The following is a 24,175-nucleotide window of genomic DNA, read 5'->3' on the forward strand; positions in this document are numbered from 1 at the left end:
CTCATAGAGTGCCTCATAGTGTCCACTATTGATGGTGGACACTTAGACCGCCTCTACCCCTCCCGTTAGGTCGGGTTCAACGGACGGACACAATGAACCTGTCGAACCGTGTCTTAGTTGGTTTGCTTGGCAAAGCAGCCTGAAAAAACAGGGCTCCTTTGACCAAAAATCAATAACTTGGCCACCTGCACCGATCTTCGGGAGGCAGGGGCCGGATGTTCGAATCCTCTCACTCCGACCAGTAAAACAAGGCGCCCGAGGGCGCCTTTTTTAGCAGATCGACCGCAACAATATCCGCAACGCTTCGTCTGCTGGATGTGCTTAGCTCTGTCGCAATCTACATCCATAATATGCGGCAGCAGCAACTCGTATCTTCCAGTCTTGATCCCTGCGATATTCTTAACCTCTTCTGGACATATTGACCGATAAGGAAAGCCCGATTCACCACTGGAAAATATCCACACCTTTGAGGGCGCCAGAGGTGCGCGATTGGATCGAAGACAGGGAACCCAGCAGCGATTAAACATGGGGGCCAACTGGAGGTTAAAGCCTAGTAGAGTTAATAAATACTTATATTTTCAAAACTTTAGTTGATCAAAATGGTGCGGGTGGAGGGACTTGAACCCCCACTGCATCTTTTAAAAACAATGACTTACGTGTGTCTTTGTAACCGTGTAACCGGCCTTAAAAGGGGCCGGATGACGTGGCGTAAGGCGAATGCAGCGCTGCCTTTAGTGTGAGGTTTCTGGCGTTTCCAGCTCTGCCATACCAGCCGCAAGCCATTCGTCAGGTATCTGCCCTTCGTTGGTAGCGATGATTGAATTAACCATGCTCGCGCCCCACTCGGTGAACTCACCTTGGCCATTCAGGAAGCAACAGTATTCCATGAACTCAGGTTGCAAAGCCTCTGCGTAGGAGTTCGGTTCCCTTTCTCGTGGTATGTATCTTTTGGCGACAGGCACGTAACTGGATAGGTGGAAGTAGTCATCGTTGTTACGGGTGGCATCCAGTAGAACGTAAAAACCACCTTTCATTGAAAATCCTGCATCATTCATTGTTTTGACGATCTCCGGCGACCAAGTGTAGTCACCTTCAATAGTTATGTTCACGCGCTCAATCTTCAGCTCGAATGTGTCTATGGGTTTCCGGTCCATCAGCGTTATCTTTGACTACTGTTATCTCGTCGGTTTCTGAAACAAACAGTTCAGTGATTAACACAACTGTTTTCGATTCCGGTTGTGCGTGATTGATTAACGGGTCAAAAAAGTGAAAACAATTTAGGATTGATCATCGTGAAGAAACTTCTCGCTATTGCAATGCTGGCAGGCTGCACCGAAATGACCGACTACTACCCTGATGCGCAAACCGTAGAGATCGACGGGCGGGAGTTTTTCGTGGCCGCACAGCCTCGCAATGGGCCGGGCGTTTTTCTGGCGGGGCCGAACGAGCCGGGACTTGATGAGGTCCTGCTCAGCTCCGACATGACGCTGCCAGCCGCCAATGTTGCGGCGATGGAAAAGGTCACGGGATGCCCGGTGTTGCGCGAAACCATCCGCAACGTTCAATCAGGGACAACCTTCGCGGCGGTGCGTTGTTAATCAGAAAGCCGAGATAATGAACCCGCCAGCTTGCACCAGCGGGTTCATCGTTCCGGAGTGTCTGGTAACCAGCGCGCACTTTCCAGCGTGCAGCAGAACAACAATAGCTACTTGCTATGGGGGCGCACTAAGCGGCTAGCTTGTAGTAGTCTTCGCTCGTCGCGTCCGCCTGGACTACACGAGCAACACTTGAGATCAGTGTGAGCTTTGGTCCGATTGCCTTGAGGCTTGGAGTCACACCGATTGGCATTGGCCCTTCGTCTAACCTGCTAATATCAGATAGTTTAACATAGGCTGAGTTTACGGCGTTTCCTGACTTGGAAAAGTAATCGAATGCGAGCGAGCGACCGTTTAATTCTACTAATATATCAACATCATGCTGGGTTGTGGATCGACCGATAATTTTTGCGTGTTCAATACGTGTGTAGTCCTTAAACGCCTCACCGACACGGCGAACAAAGCGCTCGTGTGCTCTATCAACCGAAACTGAAAACGAACGTTCTAGAGTTTCGTCGATGACTTCCTTTGTGAGAGACGCCATCGCAATGATGGCACCTTTAAGCCGGTCGCGTGCCACTCTTAGAAATAACATTGAACAACCGTCGAACTCAGCCCCATAGCGTTCGCACTTTGCCTTCGCGACACTCGTAAACGTTCGCTCATTTGCAGCTGCGGTGCTGACTTCGTGGTATGCCATACCATCGTCCGTGACGAGAAAGGTCTCCCCGCCTTCAGGCCACACTGAGACGTTGATCAAAGAACCATAAATGGTCACCACGGGCATTTGAATGATGTGTCGACCATTGATTAGGTGAGAAGTGCACATCTCGCGCACAACATCATCCAGTGAACCGGGTATTGTCCCGACCCCTTGGAGATTTACAGATGTGCGCTGAGTTGCCATGGTGGTGACGGAGCCTCTTCCAAATTTGTTACGTTCATAAGTCTAGCACAACATTCTAGCAAAGCACCAAAATCGTTCGGTGGAGGGTGCGAGTTTACTGCGATTGGCAAGTTCATCTTTATGAAATCCATCGGGTTTTCAAAGCCATCGTGCAGCAACGGGTTATGATAGTGAGTGCATCCAGCATCGACAAAACGAAAATCTCCACAGAGAGGATTGACGTTCGGATGATTTGAGCCTCGCCAATCGTATCGTGCGATATTCTTAGGGCCGATACTGGTTTCCATGCATATCCCTATTGAAACCATTTCGTCTGGCCGGTCACGATGACATTTCAGATATAGGTCCACGCCGGTCACTGTGCTCGCTCCGGCCATAATGGATGTTCTAATTTCTAGGGTTCCGGCACGACTACCAGCACGCCAAGTAGATAAATCCACGGCCGTCTTGTCCGATAACATCAGTTCTTCGATCTGTTTGAAGCTAGGATCGTTCGGCAATGAAAATTCTCAGTTTTGTTCCTCTCAATTGAACCAAGTCGCAACGATTCTTCAATGTCTAGATTCGGTGTTCGTGATACGTAACTCGTCTCACATCAATATTTTTTCAACCTGAACTCTAGATCTCTGCCAACAGTCAAGGTTTATTGATTTTTCTGAGTGAAATAAGTGCACATAGATGTTTGCGTCGCTCTATGAAGAAACCCGCCAGCTTGCACCGGCGGGTTAGATGTCCGTCTAGTCTCGAACGACCTGCCTCACTGACAGCGATAGGTGCGCTCCAGCCAGGAATAATAAGGACCGGAGGTATACGTGCGCTGATTGGTGACATCTGCGCTGTTCTTACCCAAGCCCTCGCACTCAAGGGCTGCCATACCATCCATGTGAGCCGCCATCTGGGCCACCTCTGCCGACTGCCGATCCATATTGCCGATATTGGCCTGAATAATCACTCCGTTGGTGTTGCTCTGCGACACCTCATAAAACATGCTTTCAGGGTTGAAGGTGCACGCTGACAGGCTTGCGATTGCGATAAATCCTATGCGCTTCATCGCGATCACGCAGCCTCCGCAACTTGAGTATTATCCAGCACCGACACCGGCCAGATGTTCCCGATTTCACCCAGAGCCGTGACGATCTCGGTTTCAGGGTCAGTGCCGCATTCTTCGAACGGCTCAGATACCAGCTTTTCCAGCTTGGCTGTCAGTGCCTGGTAAACGTGATCCGGCAGATAGACTTCTTGGGTATTGGTGACGGTCTGCACGAAATATTCCCTTTAAAGATGATTTGGTGCGTGCAGACTCGCATGAGTGTAATTTGGGGCGCAAGAGGAAAAATTGCTTAAGTCATTGTTTTTATTGTATGTAAGTGCCTATTTGTCGCTGAAAGAATGAACCCTGCGCCGATTGGCTTTCATCGCATTGATGATCGAGTGCCGGGCTCGGAGAGAGGGTAGTTGGAAGCCACCCCTTATCCATTGAATTACAAGAATTCTTTATGTCCAATTTTGAAGAAATTTGTTTTGGTCCCGGTATTTTGCAGCGAGCGCGTGCAGCTCTGGCGGAAATGTTTTCAGGTCTTTTTGTTTATCGTCGCACCGGACTAGTATAAGCCACGAGCTTGTAGTTGCTTCAGGCGGAGATCATCTCTACCGCAAGTCGTGCGCGCTAGCTAACGCTCGTTTTCGGGCGCTTCGCGCCCACCCAGTCTGTTTCTTCTGTAGGAAGAACATGAAATGCACGAAATGAAAGACTACCAACAATCCCTGCAGAAATAGGACTTTCCCCCCAGGACAACACAAACCTTTTCTGTGATGTTCTTGGGGGAATAATCTGCATATAACAGGTGGTGAAGAGCTTCTGACACTAGGTGGCTTCCATTGACCTAGCAGCGCTCCGATCCCGGCTTTGCAGCCAAGCGGTTACAGTCTTTCGACTGAGCAACACGTCCGGCTTTCCTCCAACCTAGACGTGATCGGTTGTTGTGACCCGGGTCTAAGCCCGACGCACATTGCAACCGTCTTTCTGTGCCATTTCGTCATACGACTGGCGGCAACCACTTGGGGCGTCCGATGCTTTCCATCGGGGAGCGATCCAAAGTGATCTTTCCTGCACCTTCCAGATAGGTGACTCGCTGCCCGGTCTTTTTCCCGGCGCCGGCGTTTCTTGTTGGTCTGGTATGAGTTGTCAAAGAACATAGGCATCGAAGCGCGTTGTTCTTGGCTGACTGCTTTGTGCTGCCATTACGGCTTCTTAAAAATACCAAAACTCAGCTTCGCCTACAAGGCGATTTCCGGGGCGAGATGCACTTTTGCCTTGAGCGCGAGGGTTTTGCGTTTGGTAAATGGGGCCTGCAGCTATGTATAGAACACGCGCGCAATGCCGTAGTCGCCTATGCACATCACCAGGTCGGCTGAGACGCTCACTGGCTGCGTCCAACGCAGTTTTCGACGCAATACAGCACTGTCGTTATAACGCGCGCTCTGAGCGCCCGCAGCACTTAGCGGGTTCGGCCACAACGTGACCACTGCTACAGGAAGTTTGGAACACCCGGATACTGCAGCACTAGACCCCATACCCCTCATGTTGCGCACGGAGACCTAGGACTTCGATTTTCTCGGGATCGGACGAACGCGCTTGAGCGAGGCGCTGAATCATTCCTCGCCCGCTTGCGTGATTTAGCCCATTGATTTCGACTCAACGCTCATCAGACAGATCCAGCTGTTGCTGGTCTCCTGTTTTTCAAACCTGAATTGTCCTTTCGACTCACGCTCTGGCCGACCACAACAGCGCCAATAACTATGACGGCTCCTATCGACTGCGTGAGGCTAAGCGTTTGTCCCAAGTATACCCAACCGAGCACGACAGCTGTCAATGGACTCATCATTCCAAGCATCGAAACCGCACTGGGCTCCAGACGCGCTATACCACGGAACCAAAGAGCATACGTAGCTGCGGCACCAACAAGTCCAAGCCACAAAAGGCCAGCGGTATTTGTCGCGCTGAGCGCAGGTAGGTGCGGTTCAAAAATCAAAGCCATGGGCACCAGTATCAAACCACCTGCTGTCAATTGCCAGGCAGTGAAGCTCAGAGCTGAGACTGGTGGTTGCCATTTCCGGCTGAGAACAGTTCCCGCCGCCATCGACGCGGCTCCGCCAAGACCGGCGGCAACACCGACAGGGTCCAACGCGGCCTCCGGTGTGACAAGCAACAGGGCCACTCCCAGAACACCAGTCGCCGCTGCCGCAACTGCCCCGATCCGGATGGGAGTGCCGAGCCAACCATGCGCCATGAAGATAACCATCATTGCCTGAAGAGCACCCAAGGTCGCCGCAACGCCGCCCGGAAGGCGATAGGCTGCAATGAACAGCAGCACCCAAAACACTGCAAAATTGAAGGCGCCCAGCAGAAAGACCCTACCCAGCCAGGCGCGATGAGGCAGACAGCGTGTCAGCGCCAGAAGAAGCAGCCCGGCCGGTAGCGCGCGCAAAGCTGCCAAGGTGATCGGGTAGCCGTCCGGCAAAGCCTCGGTCGTAACCAGGTAGGTGCTGCCCCAGACGGCGGGTGCCAGAGCGGTCAGAAAGATGTCGGTTGAGCGGGACATGGCAGAGCTCCAGATTCTCAATCACCACAGAGTGTGGATCTTCAAGCGGGGACGTTGCGGACACGGCGGAAGCCCCATGTCGCGACGCAGTTCAGGTGGCAGATCGCAACGCACATGGCGTGGCGGTTGGATGGATTTGAAAACCCGTCGAATGATGCGTTTCATGGCATTCCCCTTTCAGGCGACCAGCCGCATGGCAGTTCGCAACTGCGCGGCAAGGTCATCGGTTGGCCCATTGACCAGACGAGTGCCGGTTTCTCGTATGATGAGGGTCGGAACAGAGTGAACTTGCAGAGCGCGCGCGGTGTCGGTCTTGCTTGACCGCCCGAACTGTTGCCGGATCCCGAAACACTTCGGCGAACAAGCGCGCGTCCAAACTCAGTTCGTCTGCGACGCTCAACACAACCTCAGTGTCCGCGACGTCGCGCGCCTCGCTGAGATGGGCCAATTGGAGGCGGTCGAACATATCCCAATGGGCAGGCTGTCCGCTCAGGCGTTCCGCTGACTTGCAGCCGATGGCTGCGGTCAATCCATGCGGATAGTCGAATTTGGCCGTGCGCATCGCATCTATATCGACCAATTCGGGCCGGTCGCTGACCAGTCGGCAAACCGACCAATGGCCCAGAATGGTCTCACGGGCCTGATCCGGTGTGCCCCACCGGGCTCCCATTTCTGCGCGACTTGCCTGCAGGACAAAAGTTCTATGCACGACCTTCAGATCGAACTCGGTGGCAAGTTCGCGCAGCCGCGAGGAAATGTTGAAACACCAGCAGCACACGACATCGTGGTAGAACTCTACAGTGAGGGTCGCCATCACGCGGCCTCCTCATGAAGGTTCGCCCCGGCCAGCCGTGCTGCGATCCGCGCAACATGTTTGCCCTGAAACCGCGCGCCGGCGAGATCCTTTTCCGTCGGACTGCGCGAGCCATCCGCGCCAGCGATGGTGCCGGCCCCATAGGGTGCACCGCCGACGATTTCGTCAGCCGTGGTTTGGCCAACATAGGTATAAGGCATGCCAACGATCAGCATTCCAAAGTGCTGGAGCGGAACTTGCGTGGTCAGCAGCGTCGCTTCGTGCCCGCCATGCTGCGAGCCGGTGGAGGCAAAAACCGCCGCGACCTTGCCAACCAATGCGTTGCGCGCCCAAAGGCTGCCGGCTTGATCGAGAAAGGATTTCATCTGGCCCGCCATCATGCCGAACAGGGTTGGTGTGCCAAAGATGATGGCGTCGTAGTGCTCCAGGTCGGCAGGGCTTGCCACAGGGGTTCCGTCGTCAGCGAACCCTGCTTTTTGGCGAATTTCTTCAGGGACGGTTTCCGGAACGCGACGCAGATCGACATATGTGCCGGCGACGCTGCGCGCGCCTTCCGCCTCAGCCTCTGCAAGGGCGCGGACGTGACCGTAGCTGGAATAGTAGAGAACGAGAATGCGTGTCATTTTGAACCTCTCAGGCGTGACGTTTGCTTGCCAAAGAGAATGGGAAATACCCGACCACGCAGTAAGCGGTCGGGTTTGACTTCATTCTTTACGCAGGTTGAATAATCTCAGTCGCGCAAGGCTGATCGCAATTGATCGACAAAGGCCGATACCTTTGCATCCGCACCCAGTCTTGATGTCGTTACAGCAAAGATTTCAGGCGCCGGGAGCTCGTAGTCAGGAAGAACGCGGACCAGATCTCCCCGCGCTTCGGCGCGGCGCGAAACGAAATCGGGCAATGTCCCTATACCTTGACCAGAAACCAGCAAGTCTCGCAGAACAAGACTGTTCCCCACGCGGATCATTGGGTCGAGCTCAACTGTGGTTGTCCCATCCGGACCAGTAAGCGTCCATGTGGTGAGGTGATCGGCAAGAAGAAATCCGATCACTTTGTGCCGGGCTACGTCCTCGGGTTTTTCCGGCATTCCGGCCGACGCAACATAAGCTGGTGAGGTATACACTCTTTGCCGCACCGCTCCGATCTTTCGGGCAACCAACGCCGAGTCTGGCATCGCTGCACGAATGCGGATCGACACGTCAAAACCGCCTTCAACCATGTCGACGACGCGATCATCCATCGACAGCGTGACCCGCAAATCAGGGAAGCTCGCCATGAAACCCGGCAGCATCGGCGCAATCACTTCTTGGCCAAACGAATTGGATGCATTGACTCGCAGGTGTCCGCGGACCGCTCCGGCCCCCTCCCGGATGCGGTTCTCAACGTCGCCTACCGCAGCGAGAATGTTCTGCGCCTCCTCGTAATACAGTCGGCCCGCATCGGTGAGTGACATGGACCGAGTGGTCCGGGTCAGAAGAAGCGTGCCCAAGCTTTCTTCCAAGAGTCTGACTTCTCGACTCAGCAACGCTGGTGACACGCCTAAGTCCTCGGACGCGCGCGCAAAACTGCCACGTTCCACAATGCGCCTAAAGGCATGCATGACCGCCAATTTGTCCAAAGTCGGGCATCCTTCTTACCGAATTGATGGATCTTACAGACGACTAGATCTACTGATAGCACGCGTTCTGGCCTTGTGCGATGGCGGGAAGGCTTGACGCAGATAGCTGCTCAACCATTGAGGTATCTGCGGTTTGAATCCCGAAAGCGGATGATTAACTATTCGATGAGTGCAAATTCGATAGTGGGTAGCGAGTCAACATGACGGAACGGAATGGGCGTTTGACGGCAGAAGAAGCAAAAGGTCTTCGAACTGCAAAGGAACTTGAAAGTCACCTGGCCTGGCTTGACACGTTCACCCCAGCAGCTCTCGGGGTCCTGGCAATCGCTTCCGGGATTTACACTTATCTTGGTGTCTCATCGCTGCTTGAAGAAAACGGAGCCGTCTCTTTTTTTGCTGCTGTGGCTTACTCCGTTGCGGTATCTGTCGGCATCTTCGTGTTCTGGAGCTATATGCTGAGGTTGCTTCCGTCGATGCGCACAGCAAGTGGCTTCATCGGATTGACCATTTCTACGATAGTTGGGTCAATCGCAATTATTGCGATGTCCAGTTGGTTGAATGCGGCGGCACTAGCCGGTTCTGCCGCGGTTGAACAACACTTAGAGAACACGGTTCGGGATTATCAGGCGGCATTAGAACAAGCCAATGATATTGCTTTGAGCGGCCAAGCTCTGGGTCGTGAAGTGGAGCGTGCGCGCCAAAGTTTTGAGGAACTGGCGGAATTGGAGCAGTCCGGCGATCTTTCCGGAACAGCCGGACGGGGTGCTGTCTTTCGAGTGCTGACACAGAAGGCTGAAGAACTCCGAAACTTGGAAGAGCAAATCGCCGCCCAGCAGCAACCGATCGAAGAAGCTTTCCAGCAGGGAAATGAAATCCTCGCAAAGATGCGCGAACTAACCGTTGCGCCCGGGCCAGTTGAGCGCCGCTCAGTGCAGTTTTCTGAAGAGAGCGTAAAGCTGGCTGGAGTAATCTCTCGCCTGAACCAATACAGCGTAGCACCTCTTGTGGCGCGCGCGGCGGAAGACCTGCCTTCTTCAGTCGTTCTCCCAGAGCTGGATGGACGTAGCTCTGATGTCCGCAGTGCGCAGTCTTCAACTATCAACTCTGTGTTGAACGCACTCGATCAACGCAGCAAGACGCTTAAGAACGCCGCTGACGAGGTTTTGGACATGGAGCCGCCGATTGAGACAGCTTACAATCCAATCTCCAGCGCTGACGCGGTGATTATCTATGCGGGCAACTTTGTGCCCTCGTGGGCGGGGGCAATTGCCATCGACTTGTTGCCTGCGGTGCTGGTCTTCGTGCTGGCAATAACTCAAGCCGCAATTCGTAGTGGAAAAGACGGCATGAGTATCGAGGACACTCTAACGCTGTCCGACCTGAGAGCGGCGATGAATGCGATGAAGGATGTTGAGGCCACGCTTGGTGTCGCAGACGCTGCCGTAATTGAGCGGGCGACCCAGAAAAAAGACGACGCGTGATGAAATACCTATCGCGCTTCGATCCGCGTTCCGGTCTTAGATATGTGCTGATCCTACAGCTTGTCATCGCAGCGGTTCTTATCTTTAGCGATGTCGCAGAAGAGTTCTCAAATCCGTTCAAAAATCGGGTTGAACTGCCGTCTGGACCGGTATCACCTGGTGACCAGCGGCGTGAATATCGAACCGATCGGACTGACCCGACGCTATTTTTGAACGATGAACCGCAGGATTTGCCGGTTCCGGCGAATTTTTCCGCGCGTTTGGATTTTTCTGTCAGTGAGCTCGACGAGTTTGGGCAGGTGCTTCTGTTAAGCGGTCAGATAGAGACTGGGGACGCTGATCGGCTCATTTCATACCTTTCAGACATGAACGAGAAACCCGGCTTGGTAGCGCTACACAGCCCCGGAGGTCGTGTCTTAGAGGCACTGACTATCGGACAGCATTTGAGGGAAGCCGGGGTAAATACCGGAGTTCTTGCAGGTTCTGTTTGCATGTCGTCATGCCCGTATATTCTCGCGGGTGGGATTGATCGTCTTGTGTCTCAAAAAGGGGTCGTTGGAATGCACCAGCATTACTATGAACAGCCGCGTATGATCCCGGTGGTGTTTGCCGTAGAAGGCATTCAGAAGGGACAAGGCGAAACGATGCAGCACCTCATCGAAATGGGCATCGACCCAGCACTCATGCTCTATTCGCTGAATACACCTCCGGATCAGATTTACGCCTTGGTTGCAGATGAGCTAATCCAAACAAGGCTTGCCACTCAGATTCTCGAATGACGAAAGACCTAGGATTGTATTTGTTTTGAAGAGACTAGTTGCCACGTTGATTTTTGCTGCAAGCACCGCATGGGCCGGTGGCGTGCAGGTGCGAGATGCTGATACGATTGTTGTAAATGGAACACCGGTGAGATTGCAGGGTGTAGATGCACCGGAATTGGGAACCTCTGCTGGGCGAGATGCACGCCGATGGATGGTCAACTACCTGCGTGGCAAATCTATTGAGTGCAAGCTCACAGGAGAGCGAACCTATGATCGCTATGTCGGCGTTTGCTATGCCGATGGCAGAGACATTGGAGCAGCTGTGATTGCAGCTGGCTATGCTCTTGACTGTGCGCGATATAGTGGCGGTCGCTATCGGAGTTTAGAGACTTCAGCCGCGCGATCGAGGTTGCGAAGAGCTCCGTATTGTTGAGTTTGATCCTGACAAGTAACTAGCACCGGCAACGTCCTGAGAGCGACAACTACGGTCTGACCCATATCGATCCGGACGACGTCTCAGGCGATATGAGTTTTCTAGATCTGGGCTCGCCCCTGACCTATCAATTCAGCGGCGGTGCAACGGCAGGTGCCTACCTCGACTATGCCGATGCGGATATCGATACCGGGCTTGGGTTCGATCTGTCAGGTGACACAACCTCTTATGCTGTTACGGACGGTTATGGGAGCTTTGGCTCTCTGAGCTGCGCCAAACCGGAACGCATCCCCTTCCGCATTTTGAGAGAATTCTAGGACTTCGTTTATAAGGGCTACGGATCCCACAAGTTGAATCTTCAGCCATTCCCGGACCCGGAGCAAAGAGGGTTGTGGTCCAACCCATCGGCTATTCAAAGGCAAACGGTTTCTTTGGTGATTGCCATGGGTGGAACCATTCCCTACGATTCAGGGCTAGACGGAGAAACGGAATGGCAAAGATCGACGAAAGCAAAAAACAAGACACCCAAAAGCGTCCGGCTCAGGATGAAAACAAAGGGTGCGGACAAACCGGTTTGTCACCAAACCAAGAGGGGTCCGACGAAAATGCAGCTCGTCGAGAGCGTCTGCGTGCCATTGCGAGCGATGCGGAAAAGCGTCTCAAGGGATCAATGAAACTGCTGTCTTGATGGCTTTCTCGTTGCCTAAGGACCTCGGCGAAATCCATAGTCGCTTTGCACTGATCGAAGGCGATAAGTCCGGATTGTAGCAACAGGCCGCGCCTCCCCAAAAATGATGCGTAGGCCAATACCGCAGATCGCGATCCAACTCACACAATCACCGGCCCCAAAAGGATCGCAACGCTCGCGAGGCCCAAGGCTGTTCTCACCAAAATATTTGCTCGCCCAATCAGCGCGAAAGACAGCGCTGACAGCCCAAGGGCCAAGGCAACAAATGCCGTAATAGCAGCAGCTGGCTCCGACGGAAGTTGGATCAGATCCGGCCAAGCGATCATCCCGACCGGGATCAAATAGAGGCCGACACCTAAAGCCATCGCTGTCAGCGCCACCTTGATCCAGTTTTCTCCCGCCATCCCAGCAGCGATGAAAACCGCCCCACAAACGGGTGGCGTAATCGTGGATAACAGCGCGAACCAGAAAACGAACAAATGTGCCTGGAGTGGCTCAAGGCCAAGCTGCATCAAGGCCGGGCCGGCCACCGATACGCAGATCACGTAAGCCGCTGTTGTCGGCACTTCCATGCCCAGGATCAGGCAGGCAATTGCAGTCAACAACAAGGATGCCCACAACACGCCCCCCGACCCTTCGAGGATCACGGAAGTGATCTTTACGCCCAGCCCGGTTGCCCCCAAGACACCGATAATGATCGAGGCGCAGAAGATGATAGCCGCGATCATGGACACTTGCCGGGATGCGGTGATCAGCGCTTGGGTTATGCGGTCTGCGGTCCTGTTCACGTCGAACGTCAGCTTGCCATCGATCAGCAACAGGAATGCCCCTGCGAAAATGGCAAGGCATGCTGCGTATTGAGGCGTGTAGCCGGCTGCGAACATTCCGACCATCAACACGCTGAAGGGCACGAGGAAGAACATGGACGTTACGACCACATCGCGCGTTCGCGGGCGTTGTGAAGGGTCCAATCCCTTGAGCTCAAACCGTGTCGCGTAGGCGTTGATCCCCACCCAGACCGCCAGGAAATAGAGAATGGCGGGCAGAAGCGCGGCTCCCATGATCTGGGTATAGGGAACGCCCGTCAGCTCGACCATGACAAACGCGCCTGCTCCCATCAGGGGCGGCATGATCTGTCCGCCCGAGCTTGCAACGGCTTCGACACCCGCCGCCAGCCGCTTGGGGTATCCCAACCGCATCATGGCTGGAAGCGTAATGGCTCCGGTCGAGGCAACATTCGCGCTGGCCGAACCGGATATGGAGCCAAACAGCGCAGACGACAAAACGGAAACCTTGGCCGCTCCGCCTTTGAGTCGGCCAGCGGCAGCGGCTGCCACATTCATGAAGCCCTGTCCCGCCTCACCGGCGTTCAAGACGGCGCCGAAGATCACGAAAATCGATACAACGCCGACGGAGACGGCCGTGAGGCTGCCCCAGATGCCACCTTCCGCAATGGTCATCGACCCAAGGAAGGATCGCAGAGGCATTCCCGAATGACCGAACTCTCCAGGAATGTGCTGACCGAAAAATGCATAGAAAAGCGCGAGAGCTGCCACAGTGGGAAGCGGCCAGCCGATGGCGCGCCTTGCGGCTTCAATTACCACCGCCAAAAGCGCAAATCCTATTGCGACCTGAAAACGGCTTTCCAGAAAACCATATTGGTCCCCCAGCATTTCGTGGTTCCATGCCACCCAAACGGCCGAGGCTATACCGATTGCGCAAAGCACCGCACCTGAAGCCAAACGGGCGCGATCGGCCACGCCGAACAAGAACACCCAAGGCAGAATGAGCGCCAGGTGCAATGGTCGACTGACCAGGTTGGGAACAAGGCCTAGAAAGACCAACCCGATGTGGAAAGCGACCAGAGCCAATGCCAAGGCAATCCACAAGGCTCGCAGGCTCCACTTTTGCGGAAGATCAACCGATCCGCTCATGTTGTCTCCTTCCCGACAGAAAAACCGGGCCTGATCCGGCCCGGCCTCTGCTCAACCTGTCCGAGGGTCGAGTTACATTTGGTCGTCAGTCAGCGCAATGCCCGCTTCCTTGTAGTAGCGGATTGCTCCGGGATGGATCTTGCCCGTGATGTTTTCCATCAGGTCGGTATCAACACCGGCCCACCAAGCCGCAGTATCAGCCATCGCATTCTTGCTTTCCCAGAAGGTTTTGGTCAGCTGATAGGCGGTTTCGTCGTCCATCTTGGTGGTGGTATATGCAACAACTGGCAAAGAAGTTGTCACTATATCCTCATCCTGACCGGCATAGGTGCCGGCCGGAACCACCAGACGGGCGCGCTTGGTCTGCGCGACTTGGTCGTCACTTAGGGACAGCACTTTCACACCAGCCGAGGCGGCAGCTTCCACCACATTCGGGGCGGGCCAAGAACCGGCAGTAACAAAGCCGTCGATCTGGCCGTTTTTCAGAGCGGCGACAGCGTTGGAGAGCTCTGCATCGGCAATGTTGACTTTGCCTTCAAGTCCAAACAAATTCAGGTATTTCTCGCCTTCGCGCGCGCCAAAACTGCCTTTTCCCAAGAGGATGGTTTTGCCTTCCATGTCTTCAAAGCTGTCGATCCCGCTGTCCGCGGAAACAACAAAATGCATGGTCAAGGAAGGGATCGGGAACAGGGCGCGGATCTCGTCAAAGGACGGATCGCTTTTGCCCTCGAACATCGCTTTTCCGCCCTGAGCCAGTCCAACCAAGGCCGGTGGTGTAGTGAACACATAGTCGGCACCGCGCGCGCGAACTTCCATAACGTTCTGAACCGAACCCTGACCTTCTTCTACGGTTACAATGATGTTCCCGTCCGATCCGGCCTTCATGGCTTCGGCGATCTGAACACCCATTTGGTAGTAAGACGTCCCTGCCTTGGCGGATTTGTAGGTCACGCGCGTTTCCGCCCAAACCGGAGATGACACGACCACCGTGGCGGCCACGGCGGCAACCATGCACTTGAAATTGTCGAACATTTGAGAGTCTCCCTTTGATAGCAGCGATAAAGCACTCAGACTGATCCGGGGTCAATGGCCCGGGATCTCGGAGGCGTGGAGCGTCGCTGGTGCACCAGCCAGGAAGGGTGTGATTACGGTCCGACAGACTGGTGTTGTCTTTGCAATTAGACTACATGAAGAAGTCAGCTGGCAAACAGCATCCAACTGATGCGTTGAGCATTCGTTTATTTGTCTCAGGAGCGCGTAATGTCGAGGTTGGAAAAGAAAACCGCTCTCATTACCGGAGGAGCCCGAGGAATAGGTCTGGCCATCGCCAAAGCGTTTCGCGAAGAAGGCGCTGGCGTCATTCTGACAGATGTCGACGCCAAAAACGGCCAAAGTTACGCAGATGAAATCGGCGCAATTTTCCGCCAGCTCGACGTTTCGTCGGAGGCGGATTGGCAAAGAGTTGAGACTGAGTTTCCGGTGTTGGATGTGTTGGTGAACAACGCTGGCGTAACGGGCTTTGAATCTTCCGCTACCGGCACCCCTCCTGCACACGATCCTGAGCACTCCAGCTTGGCTGACTGGCGAGCCGTTCATGCCGTGAACAATGACGGGACTTTCTTAGGCTGCCGTTATGGGATCAAGGCAATGCGAAGGAATGGTTGCGGATCGATCATCAATATCTCCTCCCGATCCGGCCTTGTCGGAATTCCGATGGCGGCGGCCTATGCGGCTTCTAAGGCTGCTGTTCGCAATCATACAAAGTCCGTTGCCTTGTATTGCGCAAGCCAAGGCCTTGCGATCCGATGCAATTCCATCCATCCCGCTGCGATCATGACACCGATGTGGGAGCCGATGCTGGGTGAAGGACCAGACAGAGCTGAGCGTGAAACTGCGATGGTCGCGGACACTCCATTGCGACGGTTTGGAACGGTCGAAGAAGTCGCGGCTCTGGCTGTGCTTCTCGCCTCCGACGAAGCTACTTACATCACCGGTGCCGAACTATCGATTGACGGAGGCATACTTGCAGGTTCCGCAGCGACCCCGGGAAGCTAGCTCAATACCAACTAGGATGATTAGCGACCTAACCAAGAGCGAACGTATCGGCCAAATCGCTGTCCGACAACTAGACACGAGACCCAAAAATAACCACATTTTCAGCGGCGGCTTCTACCTACAACCGAACGTGGGAAGAATTGCGTCAACGGCGAAGCTGCAGACAGAACCGTCGTTCGTTGATTGCAATCTAGGTCTGCACTCGGCCCACACCGGACCTCCAAGGGCAGCGCGCGGGATAACCGTTTTCAAACTCAAAGTGGTCCCTCGCCGTTTTTGGACGTAGCCGACAAGTGTATGCTCACCAGCCAATCGAGCAAGGCCAACAGTGTGCTGTGTGCCGACCCCTTGTTGCCTGTCGCATCTCGGAATGGCATTGTCGAGAAAGGCTCCACAGCAATCAGTCGGAACAGCATTGATAGCCTGGCGCAAAAAAAGGTTGAAGAATTTTGGATCTATTTGTTCCACAGGTTTCTGAAAACAAGCTCCACCCAAGCTTTCACCTCATCTCTTCCGATCCTGCCTACGCAAAGGTCAAACCTATCATACAAAATTGGGGATCTGGACTGCTGGACCGCCGGGGAGAGAGTAATAAGTTCCTGAAAGAATTTCAGACCACATTCAATTCGGCGATGTGGGAACTCTATCTTAACAGAGCGTTTCTCGAAATGGGGTGCAGCGTCGACTTTACGAAGGCCTCACCGGATTTCTTCGTCCAAGGGCCCGGAAACTACGAGTTCAACGTGGAAGCTGTAGTATCTGACGATCCAAGGCGGGAAAAGCAGAAGGAACCATTCAATCATACGGCATTCAGAACCCGTGGCGCGCTCAAACTCGCTGGAAAAATCAGGGACAAGCTACAGCTTTACCGAGGAGCTAATGGAAAGAAATACCCATACTTCTCAATGAGCCATGTGCGTGATCGCCCGTTCGTAATTGCAATTGCGCCCTTCGACAACGAGCTCTCACTGACACAGAACAATGAGCTCATCAATATGGTCCTTTTTGGCTTGGCGCCACCTGTTCTGGAAGGGCCTGAGCGAGGAAGGCAAGACAAGGTAGCGTCGATCCTCAAGCCTTCTGGGGCGCACGTTGAAATGGGAATCTTTACGAACGATTCGCACAAAGAGATAAGCGCTGTATTCTTCTCTACGACCGGAACTTTCGGAAAGGCTGTCGCTGAGAGTAAGATTGATCGATTTGTCCGCTCGACCCGCTATCGAGTAATCAACAAGAATGAAATTGGGCCCAACTTGCAAAACTGGAAAATCGGGACGCAACGGCTTCAATTTTCTGGGCTGGACTACTTACTCAGGTGGCGCGAAGATTGGGCAGATCAGATCACGGGCGCGGATGTTCATATCCAGCACTCGTCGCTTCATCGCGAAACTCATCTGGACGGGCTTCAGGTCTATTTCAATCCATATGCGGAAGTGCCTTTTGACCAGAACTTTCCATGGCCCACAGAGATCGCTCTCAATTACTTCGACACCGAAAGGGCTGCCCCCATTCAAGCGCATCCTGACGGCGCGCTCGTCTCGAGACAGATTTGTGACCCAGATCCGGCCTTCCTCTTCACTTTACTCAGGAGCTACGGGTTTGTTTGATAGTTCTTCTGATTTTTCAGGTTTCACGATGGACGTCTATGTCCTGATATTGGGTTCTTCACTCAAGGAAAGAACGGTTGGCCTGTTTTCATCGGTTTCTACACCGTGACACAAGGACAGCAGGGGGCATTTCGCATTTGTTGTAGCTCGAATACGAGCGTCTCTATCGCAGCAAGCGCCTGTCGCCGGTGACGCTTGCTCCACGGACGCCGTTCAAACCGCTGCCAAATGCTAATGTGGCGACGGAAATCGAACGTTGAGGAAGTTTGAGCAGTTCTAGCGCTCATCGCTTCATTCGCTCTTCGCCAACCAAGCCTCCGCTACATCGTTCGATACTCGACTAGGCGCGGTTTGTGCCGAGCTAAACATCCACCGCATGACTAAGCAATACAACATGCCATTGGATGCGACGGAGTGCGGGAAACCGTCTTGCCAATGACTCTGAGCTCCGCGACCGCACATCAGAAGAACGAACAACTGCACCAATCCAAAGTCATTCGCAGCGAGGTCGAACCTTCTGCGCTAGGTTTCGGTGTCGAGGTTTACATTTTCGGCGAAAAAAGCGGATTCACGGGAAAATCTGTCAACTTAGGGTAAACTTAATGTAAACCTTTTGGCGAAAAATCCGGCTTCGGAAGCAAGAAAAGGTTTACATCCACAACCGTCGGGCAGGAGCCATGTAAACCTTTGTCAACCTTGCGCAACCCGGCCGGGGTTTCCAAGCCGGATTGAGGAGGCAGCCCAGACAATGATGGCTTGAACCGCCCTAGCGCTCACGGCTTTATCTCGGTCTACGAGAACAGACGCGTCTCAACAGCTGGACCCGATGCAAAGTGAGTTCCGGGTCGCCGTGATTGCTCAACTCACGCAGGAAGCGTAACCAAGCCTGCTCGTTGGACGTCAATGCTTCGTTGAGTATGCTCTCGTCTTTCATTTTCCAAAGATCGACTTGATCGCGGCCTGTGACCTGCTGGTCAGCCGGGGATCAGAATTGTCGGAGGCCTCACGGATCGCTTTCAGCCAGGAACGTTCGTTCTCGGTCACCGGATCTCCGAAGATCTCGACCACAGACGCAGCGGCGGTTTCTCCGATTGCCTGCTCCAATGAAAGACGCATCAAGTAGGCGGGATCGCACTCCAAAGCCTTGGCGAGAGCAGGCACGCGATCAAGCGCAACCTTTGAACTGCCCTGTTTGATCATAGTGATCATGTTGGCGTTGGTATATCCTGCCTGTGATGCAATATCGGCCTGGCTCATGGTCGGTTTGAGTTCAAGCACCCGGCGTTCAACGAACTTTGCCAGACGCGAGCTATCATACGGTTTCTTGCGCATCGCTTTCCTTCCTGAAGTAACGCAGCGCTTGCTGCATGTCTTCTCTATAGCGACGTCACTATTGGGGTTGTGTGGCGGGATTAGTCTTTAGCTTCGAAATCTTTGAGCGCTGCAATCCAACACTTTGAGCGGTGGGGACCATTAGCTAGATGGCCGTTCATTAGTTAACATTGGGCACTTTCCCAGCACCTCAATCAACGCGAAATGACATCCCCCCAAGTCTAAGAGAGGCCGGACCCAAGGTGATAATCCTGTCAATCCGAGTAGTAGTGCAACGCGATCAAGAACGCCTTGGGATTGAGCAAACAGCAACCAAATGTGCGGCAAGAGCTACTTCAACGCGCAATGTGGTAGTCTATTTATAGCTTCGATCTTGGTTTTAAGCGTTACATCACCGTAGTGGTCACCTGCTGTTTTACCGGCATGGCCTTGAATGGCATCGACTACGCGATCCGATACGCCGAGTTCACGACACTGCGTTTTGAGCCGGTGCCGCCATGCATGATTGGGCTGCAATCCTGCCGGCGTAAGCTTGCTAAGGCGCAACCAGTCCGACAGCTTGTTCGACACGATGACCGCCGCGCGACGAAACTTCTCCGGCTCCGTGGCGTTATGGAATAAGGGGCCTGGTTCTGCATCCTTTACGAACTGCGCAAAGCCTTCGTTGATAATTTGCGGATGCAGCGGCACATCGCGATATCCCCCAGCCTTTACAGTTCCGGCATCTGGTGTGATCCGCGCCACCCAATGCCCGTCCACCTTGCGAATATCCTCTTTCCTTAGCTGGGTGATCTCAGAAACGCGCGCACCAGTGAAGGCGCAAATGATCGGCACCCAGCGCTTCATGTTCGCCGTTTTCTCGGATTCACGCACATAACCGAATTCATCGGACTTCGGTTGGTAGGTCCGGGAAGCCTTCAAAACTCTCACAGCCTCTTCGTCGGTATAGCCGCGCTCTCTTCCATACACCTTTTTGGGCTTCGGCTGCTTCACGTTCATTGCCACGTTCTCGGGCACCCGGTCGTTTTCCACGGCCCACGCAAAAAGAGACCTGACACCTGACAGGTATATATCATTCACAGTCTTGGCAGAAAGTTCCTGCATCAGATGATCGCGCCATGCCAGCAAATCCTTCTTGGTAACGCGCCTTGCATCATCGTGCTTGAGGAACTTGCGCAAATTGTCGGCTACAGGGCGCAGCCGCTTGCCCTTATCGCGCATGAACCCGGCCTGAACGCGACTGTTAACATAGTCGGCCCAAAGACGCTTGAGGCTAACCGGGTCTGGAGATTTCTCCGGGGGTTGGGCGTCCTTGATGACCGGAGCGCTAGGTGTCCCGCTAAAGTCTCCTTCATCGCGCTCCACAACCCGCGCTAGGGCCTCTAGCTCAGCATGGCAAATTGCGCGGGCAATCTCGCGCCACTTTGGGCTTCCTAATTCCGCATCAAGGTTGCCTGCAGCCCGGAAGCGCTCGATCGGAGCACCCACTAAGGCATCAAGCTCCGCGTCGTTGGTCCTTCCCGCAACGGCCTCGCGATAGCGGCTGACAAGAAGATCATCAATGCCCACTTCCGCATAGCGCGGATCGTTGCGAAGCTCATCATCAAAAGCCAGACGTTGCATGTAGTGGCTATACGCAATCTGTTCCGGAGACAGCGGGTAGCGGGTCGGTGCAGCGTGCCCCTGCCCCAACCCGGCTTGCAGTTCGGCCTGGGCGATCTGGTGTTGAAGGTGAGCCACCGCGCCTGGCAACATCTTGAGCGCCTGCCGGTAGTCACCTCCCAGCGGTGTGCGCAGCTCGGTCTTCCCAACGATTCTACGCAGATCCTTTGGAACCACGAGCCGAGCATGATAACGCCCTGAGCGATTAACCAAGTGACGAATCTTTCCCGCCATCGGAACACCTTTTGTAACCAAAGTTGTGACCTTCAAACGGTCACGCGGCCTTGTTTGCAAGGCTTTTCTTTGATTTCAAAGGGATAGTATGGTGCGGGTGGAGGGACTTGAACCCCCACGCCTTGCGGCGCCAGAACCTAAATCTGGTGCGTCTACCAATTTCGCCACACCCGCAACTCAGCGCCGCAGCGCTGGAATGAAGCGGTCAATAACAAAGCTTGCTTCCGAGCGCGAGAGGTAAAATACACGTATCGCCAAGTTTGTAGATCCTCTGATGAGATATTGAGCAACCACGGTACCTCATGAAAATGTATAGCCCTAAGAGACTTGTCAGTGGAAAACTGATGGGAACATCAGTGGCCGTGAAACCCGATTTCCTGAGGGACAAAGACCACGCAATTTTGGAAGAGCTGTTCATTCCTGCCGAAGTTTAGATTTCGGCCAAGTTAGCCTGCGAAATATCTCGTTTACGTTGACCAAAGGCCAAAAAGACAAGCTGACAGCCTGTTGCCAGATCACCAATAGCGAATATAGAAATCATCCTTCACTGCCCTCACATGCTCATGGTTGAATCCTTGGGACGAAGCGCGGGATTACCCACCCCAACACCCCAGGAAACGCATCTGCGACCCTTTCCAACTCAGAGAGAGACTTCAGGTTTCTGAAATAACAAGAATGGCTTACTCGGCTGTGGTGCCCTTCACGGCCACACAGATTATCGAATGACCTGTACCGTCAAGTGCAAGCAATTGTGTTCCGCCGGTCCCCGCTCGGTTTCACACTGTAGGTGCCGAGTGGCGCTTGCGTCATAGGCATTCCCGCGCAGGTTGAGGCATTCTCAAGAGCGCTCCACCACAAAGCTGCCACATTTCAAACGCCAAAAAATCTTATTCACGTCAAAATAAGACCGCCTTGAAGGGTCTTGTTGTTTAGCAGGAGTTAATGAGTCTTTTTTGCCACTTTGGCGCCGGTACGAGTTTCCTGCTCAACTCCAGTACAAGGTTTACTGCTGTGACCGATCTGAATTCCTCCGCTACTGCCGAGCAAGAGGCTGTCTTCTTTGCTCGTGAAAGCTTTCTTGGCGAACTCAAGATCCTGAACCGGGACCATCCGAACACGGGCTTTGGGATTTCGCTCCGAACCCATTCCGGCGACCACTACCTGCTGGCCAATGCGCGTATGCCATTGCCCGCGGTCAAATCCGAAGGTTTCCCGACCGGACGCCGCGTTGCGTGCCTTGAAAACGGCGATCGCTTCAGCTCGATCGAGGTGCTGGCTGATGCCAAGGCTTACGAAACCATCAGCCCGCGCGCCGAGGCTGACATTTTGGGCAACGCTTTGGACCTGATCGCACGTATCGACACCCTGACAGGAATTCCAACGGGCCGTCCTTCGCTTGAACCCCGCATCGCTGCTACGGGAACCGGAGGTTAAGCATGGCGCGCAATGATCACCTGTTGTCTGTAGGCAACGAAGCTCTGGCGCCGATGACTTCGGCAATGTCATCACTGACGGCGCAGATTGATCAATTGACTGAGGTGGCTGATGCGCGCTCCTCGGCACGTCTGGCAACACTCAAGACCCGGATGGAAAACTTCACCGCCAGCATCACCATGGTCGGTCAGGTAAAAGCGGGCAAATCATCGATTGTAAACATTCTCGCAGGGCGCCCATCTTTGCTTCCGTCGGATGTGAACCCGTGGACGTCGGTCGTCACAACCCTGAACATCAACACGCGCCCGCCGGGCGATACCAAGGCCAAGTTCACCTTCTTTGAGCAGGAAGAATGGGACAACCTGATGGTCGGGGGTGGCCGGTTGGGCGAGTTGGCCAACCGTGCCGGTGCAGATGACGAGATGGAGGACATTCGCCGTCAGATTGGCGAGATGAAAGCAAAGTCCGAAGAGCGTCTTGGAAAGCACTTTGACCTGATACTTGGCCAAAGCCACCAATACGACCACTTCGATGAAGAACTGATCCAAAGATATGTGTGCCTGGGCGATGAGGACGACCCGGATATCAATCCAAAAACCGGCCGGTTTGCAGATGTGACCAAGTCTGCCGAGTTGTACATGGATATCCCTCAGTACCCGATTGCGCTGAAACTCTGTGATACGCCGGGTGTCAACGATACCTTCATGGTGCGTGAACAGATTACCCTGCGCAGCCTGCGCGGGTCCGAGGTCTGTGTTGTGGTGCTTGCCGCTAGCCAAGCCCTGACCACCATGGACATGGCCTTGATGCGGATCATCGCCCAATTTGAGAACCGTCAGATCGTCCTGTTTGTGAACCGGATTGACGAGTTGTCAGACCCGGTTAACCAGGTCCCCGAAATCCGCGACCGGATTCTGGACACTCTGAAACAGAACAACATCGACGCAAAGACTAGTGTCGTGTTCGGCAGTGCCTTGTGGGCTGAGGCAGCGCTGACCGGGAACCCCGAGATTCTGAACGAGGAATCCCGCGAAGCACTCAATACTTTTTATCTCGCTGCTGGATTCGGTGATCAGGCACCCTCGCTTGACAAAATCTGGGCATTGTCCGGATTGCCTGACCTGCTGCTGGCGATAAACGAGCGTATTGCAGAAGGTGCCGGAGCGCGACTGATAGACCGGGTTCGCCATCGCGCCCGCAACATTGCCAGCCAGATTCGTGCCACCGCCGTGGCAAAGACTCTGTCAGAGGGTGAAGGCGTCGCGCGTGATCTTGATGGTGTTTCGCCGGAAGATGCGATTGCGAAGGTTTCTGCGGAATATGAAAAGAAAGCGGCCGAACTGACCAACGCATTACGCGACAAAGTACTGGAGCGCCTGAACTCGGCCGAGGCAAGTTTTGTGAAGCGCGCAACAGATTCCCTGATCGCGCATCTTGAGATGAATGGCGAGCAAGGCACCTGGCAATACGACCCGGCTGGCTTGAGGACGCTGCAAAAAGCTGCCTATTTCAGTTTTGCCCGCGCAATGCGTAAGGATGCCGGGGCGCTCTACTCAACTGCGGCTGCAGATGTCGAAGCGCTGTATCACAAAATTCTTGGCAACCATCTGGGCGAGTTCAGCATCGAAGCACCTATCGTGCCGCGTGTTCCACCACCATTGGGGATTGGCCGGACGATTGCCCTGGACTTGCAAAGTACCTGGTGGCGACGCTGGTGGCAAAAGCGCAAAGGCTTTGAGGCATACGCTGCCGATTACACACGCCTGATCGCGTCCGAGGCAAATTCGATCACCAAGGATATCGAGGAAAACCAGATAGCGGCAGTGTTGGAAAACGTCCGCGCTATTCTGGCGGACTTCATGCGGGAACAGAAGGAAACGCTGCTGAGCATCTCATCATCAGCGGACAAAAACTCCGGCCAGGCCTCGGCAGCGATGGCGGGCCTGCAACCTCAGAAATCGCGAGACGAAATTCTGGGTGACATCCTGAAAGACCTAAGCAACGAAGCGGCATAAGTA

General features: G+C 54.2%; 23 protein-coding genes and 1 tRNA gene. 10 read left to right on the top strand and 14 right to left on the bottom strand.

Annotated elements, in window-relative coordinates; all coding sequences use genetic code 11:
• Positions 1-731: 731 nt before the first annotated feature.
• On the bottom strand, positions 732-1,154 hold the full coding sequence (locus tag ACR0AM_RS17015) for a hypothetical protein (protein ID WP_480623540.1): 423 nt from the start codon (positions 1,152-1,154) through the stop codon (positions 732-734).
• A 138-nt stretch (positions 1,155-1,292) separates the two neighbouring features.
• Here ACR0AM_RS17015 and ACR0AM_RS17020 point away from each other — a divergent pair, with 138 nt between their 5' ends.
• Positions 1,293-1,598 carry a hypothetical protein gene (locus ACR0AM_RS17020; RefSeq protein WP_480623541.1) on the top strand — a complete coding sequence of 102 codons (306 nt, stop codon included), beginning with the start codon at positions 1,293-1,295 and terminating at the stop codon, positions 1,596-1,598.
• 127 nt (positions 1,599-1,725) lie between these two features.
• Here ACR0AM_RS17020 and ACR0AM_RS17025 read toward each other — a convergent pair whose 3' ends face one another.
• The 8 genes from ACR0AM_RS17025 to ACR0AM_RS17060 form a co-directional block, all read right to left on the bottom strand.
• Positions 1,726-2,502: a hypothetical protein gene (locus ACR0AM_RS17025; protein WP_480623542.1), complete on the bottom strand. Its 777-nt coding sequence runs from the start codon at positions 2,500-2,502 to the stop codon at positions 1,726-1,728.
• Positions 2,478-3,002 carry a hypothetical protein gene (locus ACR0AM_RS17030; protein WP_480623543.1) on the bottom strand — a complete coding sequence of 175 codons (525 nt, stop codon included), beginning with the start codon at positions 3,000-3,002 and terminating at the stop codon, positions 2,478-2,480. The genes ACR0AM_RS17025 and ACR0AM_RS17030 overlap by 25 nt, the downstream gene beginning before the upstream one ends.
• 257 nt (positions 3,003-3,259) lie before the next feature.
• Complete coding sequence (locus ACR0AM_RS17035) at positions 3,260-3,562, bottom strand: hypothetical protein (RefSeq protein ID WP_480623544.1); 303 nt, start codon at positions 3,560-3,562, stop codon at positions 3,260-3,262.
• A complete protein-coding gene (locus tag ACR0AM_RS17040) occupies positions 3,559-3,765 on the bottom strand; it encodes a hypothetical protein (RefSeq protein ID WP_480623545.1) in 207 nt (68 codons plus the stop codon). Before ACR0AM_RS17040 ends, ACR0AM_RS17035 begins: the two co-directional genes overlap by 4 nt.
• A gap of 1,442 nt (positions 3,766-5,207) precedes the next feature.
• Positions 5,208-6,104: an EamA family transporter gene (locus tag ACR0AM_RS17045; RefSeq protein WP_480623546.1), complete on the bottom strand. Its 897-nt coding sequence runs from the start codon at positions 6,102-6,104 to the stop codon at positions 5,208-5,210.
• Between the two features lie 220 nt (positions 6,105-6,324).
• Positions 6,325-6,918, bottom strand: coding sequence for a DsbA family oxidoreductase (locus ACR0AM_RS17050; RefSeq protein WP_480623547.1), 594 nt, complete (start codon positions 6,916-6,918; stop codon positions 6,325-6,327).
• On the bottom strand, positions 6,918-7,541 hold the full coding sequence (gene wrbA, locus ACR0AM_RS17055) for an NAD(P)H:quinone oxidoreductase (RefSeq protein WP_480623548.1): 624 nt from the start codon (positions 7,539-7,541) through the stop codon (positions 6,918-6,920). The genes ACR0AM_RS17050 and wrbA overlap by 1 nt, the downstream gene beginning before the upstream one ends.
• A 107-nt stretch (positions 7,542-7,648) precedes the next feature.
• Complete coding sequence (locus ACR0AM_RS17060) at positions 7,649-8,518, bottom strand: LysR family transcriptional regulator (protein ID WP_480623601.1); 870 nt, start codon at positions 8,516-8,518, stop codon at positions 7,649-7,651.
• A 218-nt stretch (positions 8,519-8,736) separates the two neighbouring features.
• Here ACR0AM_RS17060 and ACR0AM_RS17065 point away from each other — a divergent pair, with 218 nt between their 5' ends.
• From ACR0AM_RS17065 to ACR0AM_RS17085, 5 genes are all read left to right on the top strand, one after another.
• Positions 8,737-10,017, top strand: a complete 1,281-nt coding sequence (locus tag ACR0AM_RS17065; RefSeq protein WP_480623549.1) for a hypothetical protein — start codon at positions 8,737-8,739, stop codon at positions 10,015-10,017.
• Positions 10,017-10,796, top strand: coding sequence for a COG3904 family protein (locus ACR0AM_RS17070; RefSeq protein ID WP_480623550.1), 780 nt, complete (start codon positions 10,017-10,019; stop codon positions 10,794-10,796). Before ACR0AM_RS17065 ends, ACR0AM_RS17070 begins: the two co-directional genes overlap by 1 nt.
• Before the next feature lie 127 nt (positions 10,797-10,923).
• Positions 10,924-11,211, top strand: a complete 288-nt coding sequence (locus ACR0AM_RS17075; RefSeq protein WP_480623602.1) for a thermonuclease family protein — start codon at positions 10,924-10,926, stop codon at positions 11,209-11,211.
• 92 nt (positions 11,212-11,303) lie between these two features.
• On the top strand, positions 11,304-11,528 hold the full coding sequence (locus ACR0AM_RS17080; protein WP_480623551.1) for a hypothetical protein: 225 nt from the start codon (positions 11,304-11,306) through the stop codon (positions 11,526-11,528).
• Between the two features lie 173 nt (positions 11,529-11,701).
• Positions 11,702-11,899, top strand: coding sequence for a hypothetical protein (locus ACR0AM_RS17085; protein WP_480623552.1), 198 nt, complete (start codon positions 11,702-11,704; stop codon positions 11,897-11,899).
• 140 nt (positions 11,900-12,039) lie between these two features.
• Here the strand turns inward: ACR0AM_RS17085 and ACR0AM_RS17090 are convergent, their stop codons facing one another.
• Together ACR0AM_RS17090 and ACR0AM_RS17095 are read right to left on the bottom strand one after the other, a co-directional pair.
• Positions 12,040-13,833 carry a TRAP transporter permease gene (locus tag ACR0AM_RS17090; protein ID WP_480623553.1) on the bottom strand — a complete coding sequence of 598 codons (1,794 nt, stop codon included), beginning with the start codon at positions 13,831-13,833 and terminating at the stop codon, positions 12,040-12,042.
• A gap of 72 nt (positions 13,834-13,905) precedes the next feature.
• On the bottom strand, positions 13,906-14,865 hold the full coding sequence (locus ACR0AM_RS17095) for a TAXI family TRAP transporter solute-binding subunit (RefSeq protein WP_480623554.1): 960 nt from the start codon (positions 14,863-14,865) through the stop codon (positions 13,906-13,908).
• 228 nt (positions 14,866-15,093) lie between these two features.
• Here ACR0AM_RS17095 and ACR0AM_RS17100 point away from each other — a divergent pair, with 228 nt between their 5' ends.
• Complete coding sequence (locus ACR0AM_RS17100; RefSeq protein WP_480623555.1) at positions 15,094-15,888, top strand: SDR family oxidoreductase; 795 nt, start codon at positions 15,094-15,096, stop codon at positions 15,886-15,888.
• 449 nt (positions 15,889-16,337) lie between these two features.
• Entirely contained in the window at positions 16,338-17,495 is a 1,158-nt protein-coding gene (locus tag ACR0AM_RS17105; RefSeq protein WP_480623556.1) for a hypothetical protein, read from the top strand.
• Between the two features lie 930 nt (positions 17,496-18,425).
• Here ACR0AM_RS17105 and ACR0AM_RS17110 read toward each other — a convergent pair.
• The 3 genes from ACR0AM_RS17110 to ACR0AM_RS17120 all read right to left on the bottom strand — a co-directional run bounded on the left by ACR0AM_RS17110 (position 18,426) and on the right by ACR0AM_RS17120 (position 20,897).
• Positions 18,426-18,827, bottom strand: a complete 402-nt coding sequence (locus ACR0AM_RS17110) for a helix-turn-helix domain-containing protein (protein ID WP_480623557.1) — start codon at positions 18,825-18,827, stop codon at positions 18,426-18,428.
• Between the two features lie 330 nt (positions 18,828-19,157).
• On the bottom strand, positions 19,158-20,759 hold the full coding sequence (locus ACR0AM_RS17115) for a DUF6538 domain-containing protein (RefSeq protein ID WP_480623558.1): 1,602 nt from the start codon (positions 20,757-20,759) through the stop codon (positions 19,158-19,160).
• Between the two features lie 53 nt (positions 20,760-20,812).
• Positions 20,813-20,897, bottom strand: a tRNA-Leu gene (locus tag ACR0AM_RS17120).
• Positions 20,898-21,665: 768 nt separating this feature from the next.
• Between ACR0AM_RS17120 and ACR0AM_RS17125 the strand changes: the two genes are divergently transcribed.
• Together ACR0AM_RS17125 and ACR0AM_RS17130 are read left to right on the top strand one after the other, a co-directional pair.
• On the top strand, positions 21,666-22,157 hold the full coding sequence (locus ACR0AM_RS17125; RefSeq protein WP_480494206.1) for a hypothetical protein: 492 nt from the start codon (positions 21,666-21,668) through the stop codon (positions 22,155-22,157).
• 2 nt (positions 22,158-22,159) lie between these two features.
• Positions 22,160-24,172: a dynamin family protein gene (locus tag ACR0AM_RS17130; protein WP_480519860.1), complete on the top strand. Its 2,013-nt coding sequence runs from the start codon at positions 22,160-22,162 to the stop codon at positions 24,170-24,172.
• Positions 24,173-24,175 lie beyond the last annotated feature (3 nt).

The organism is Ruegeria sp. AD9 (assembly GCF_056542305.1).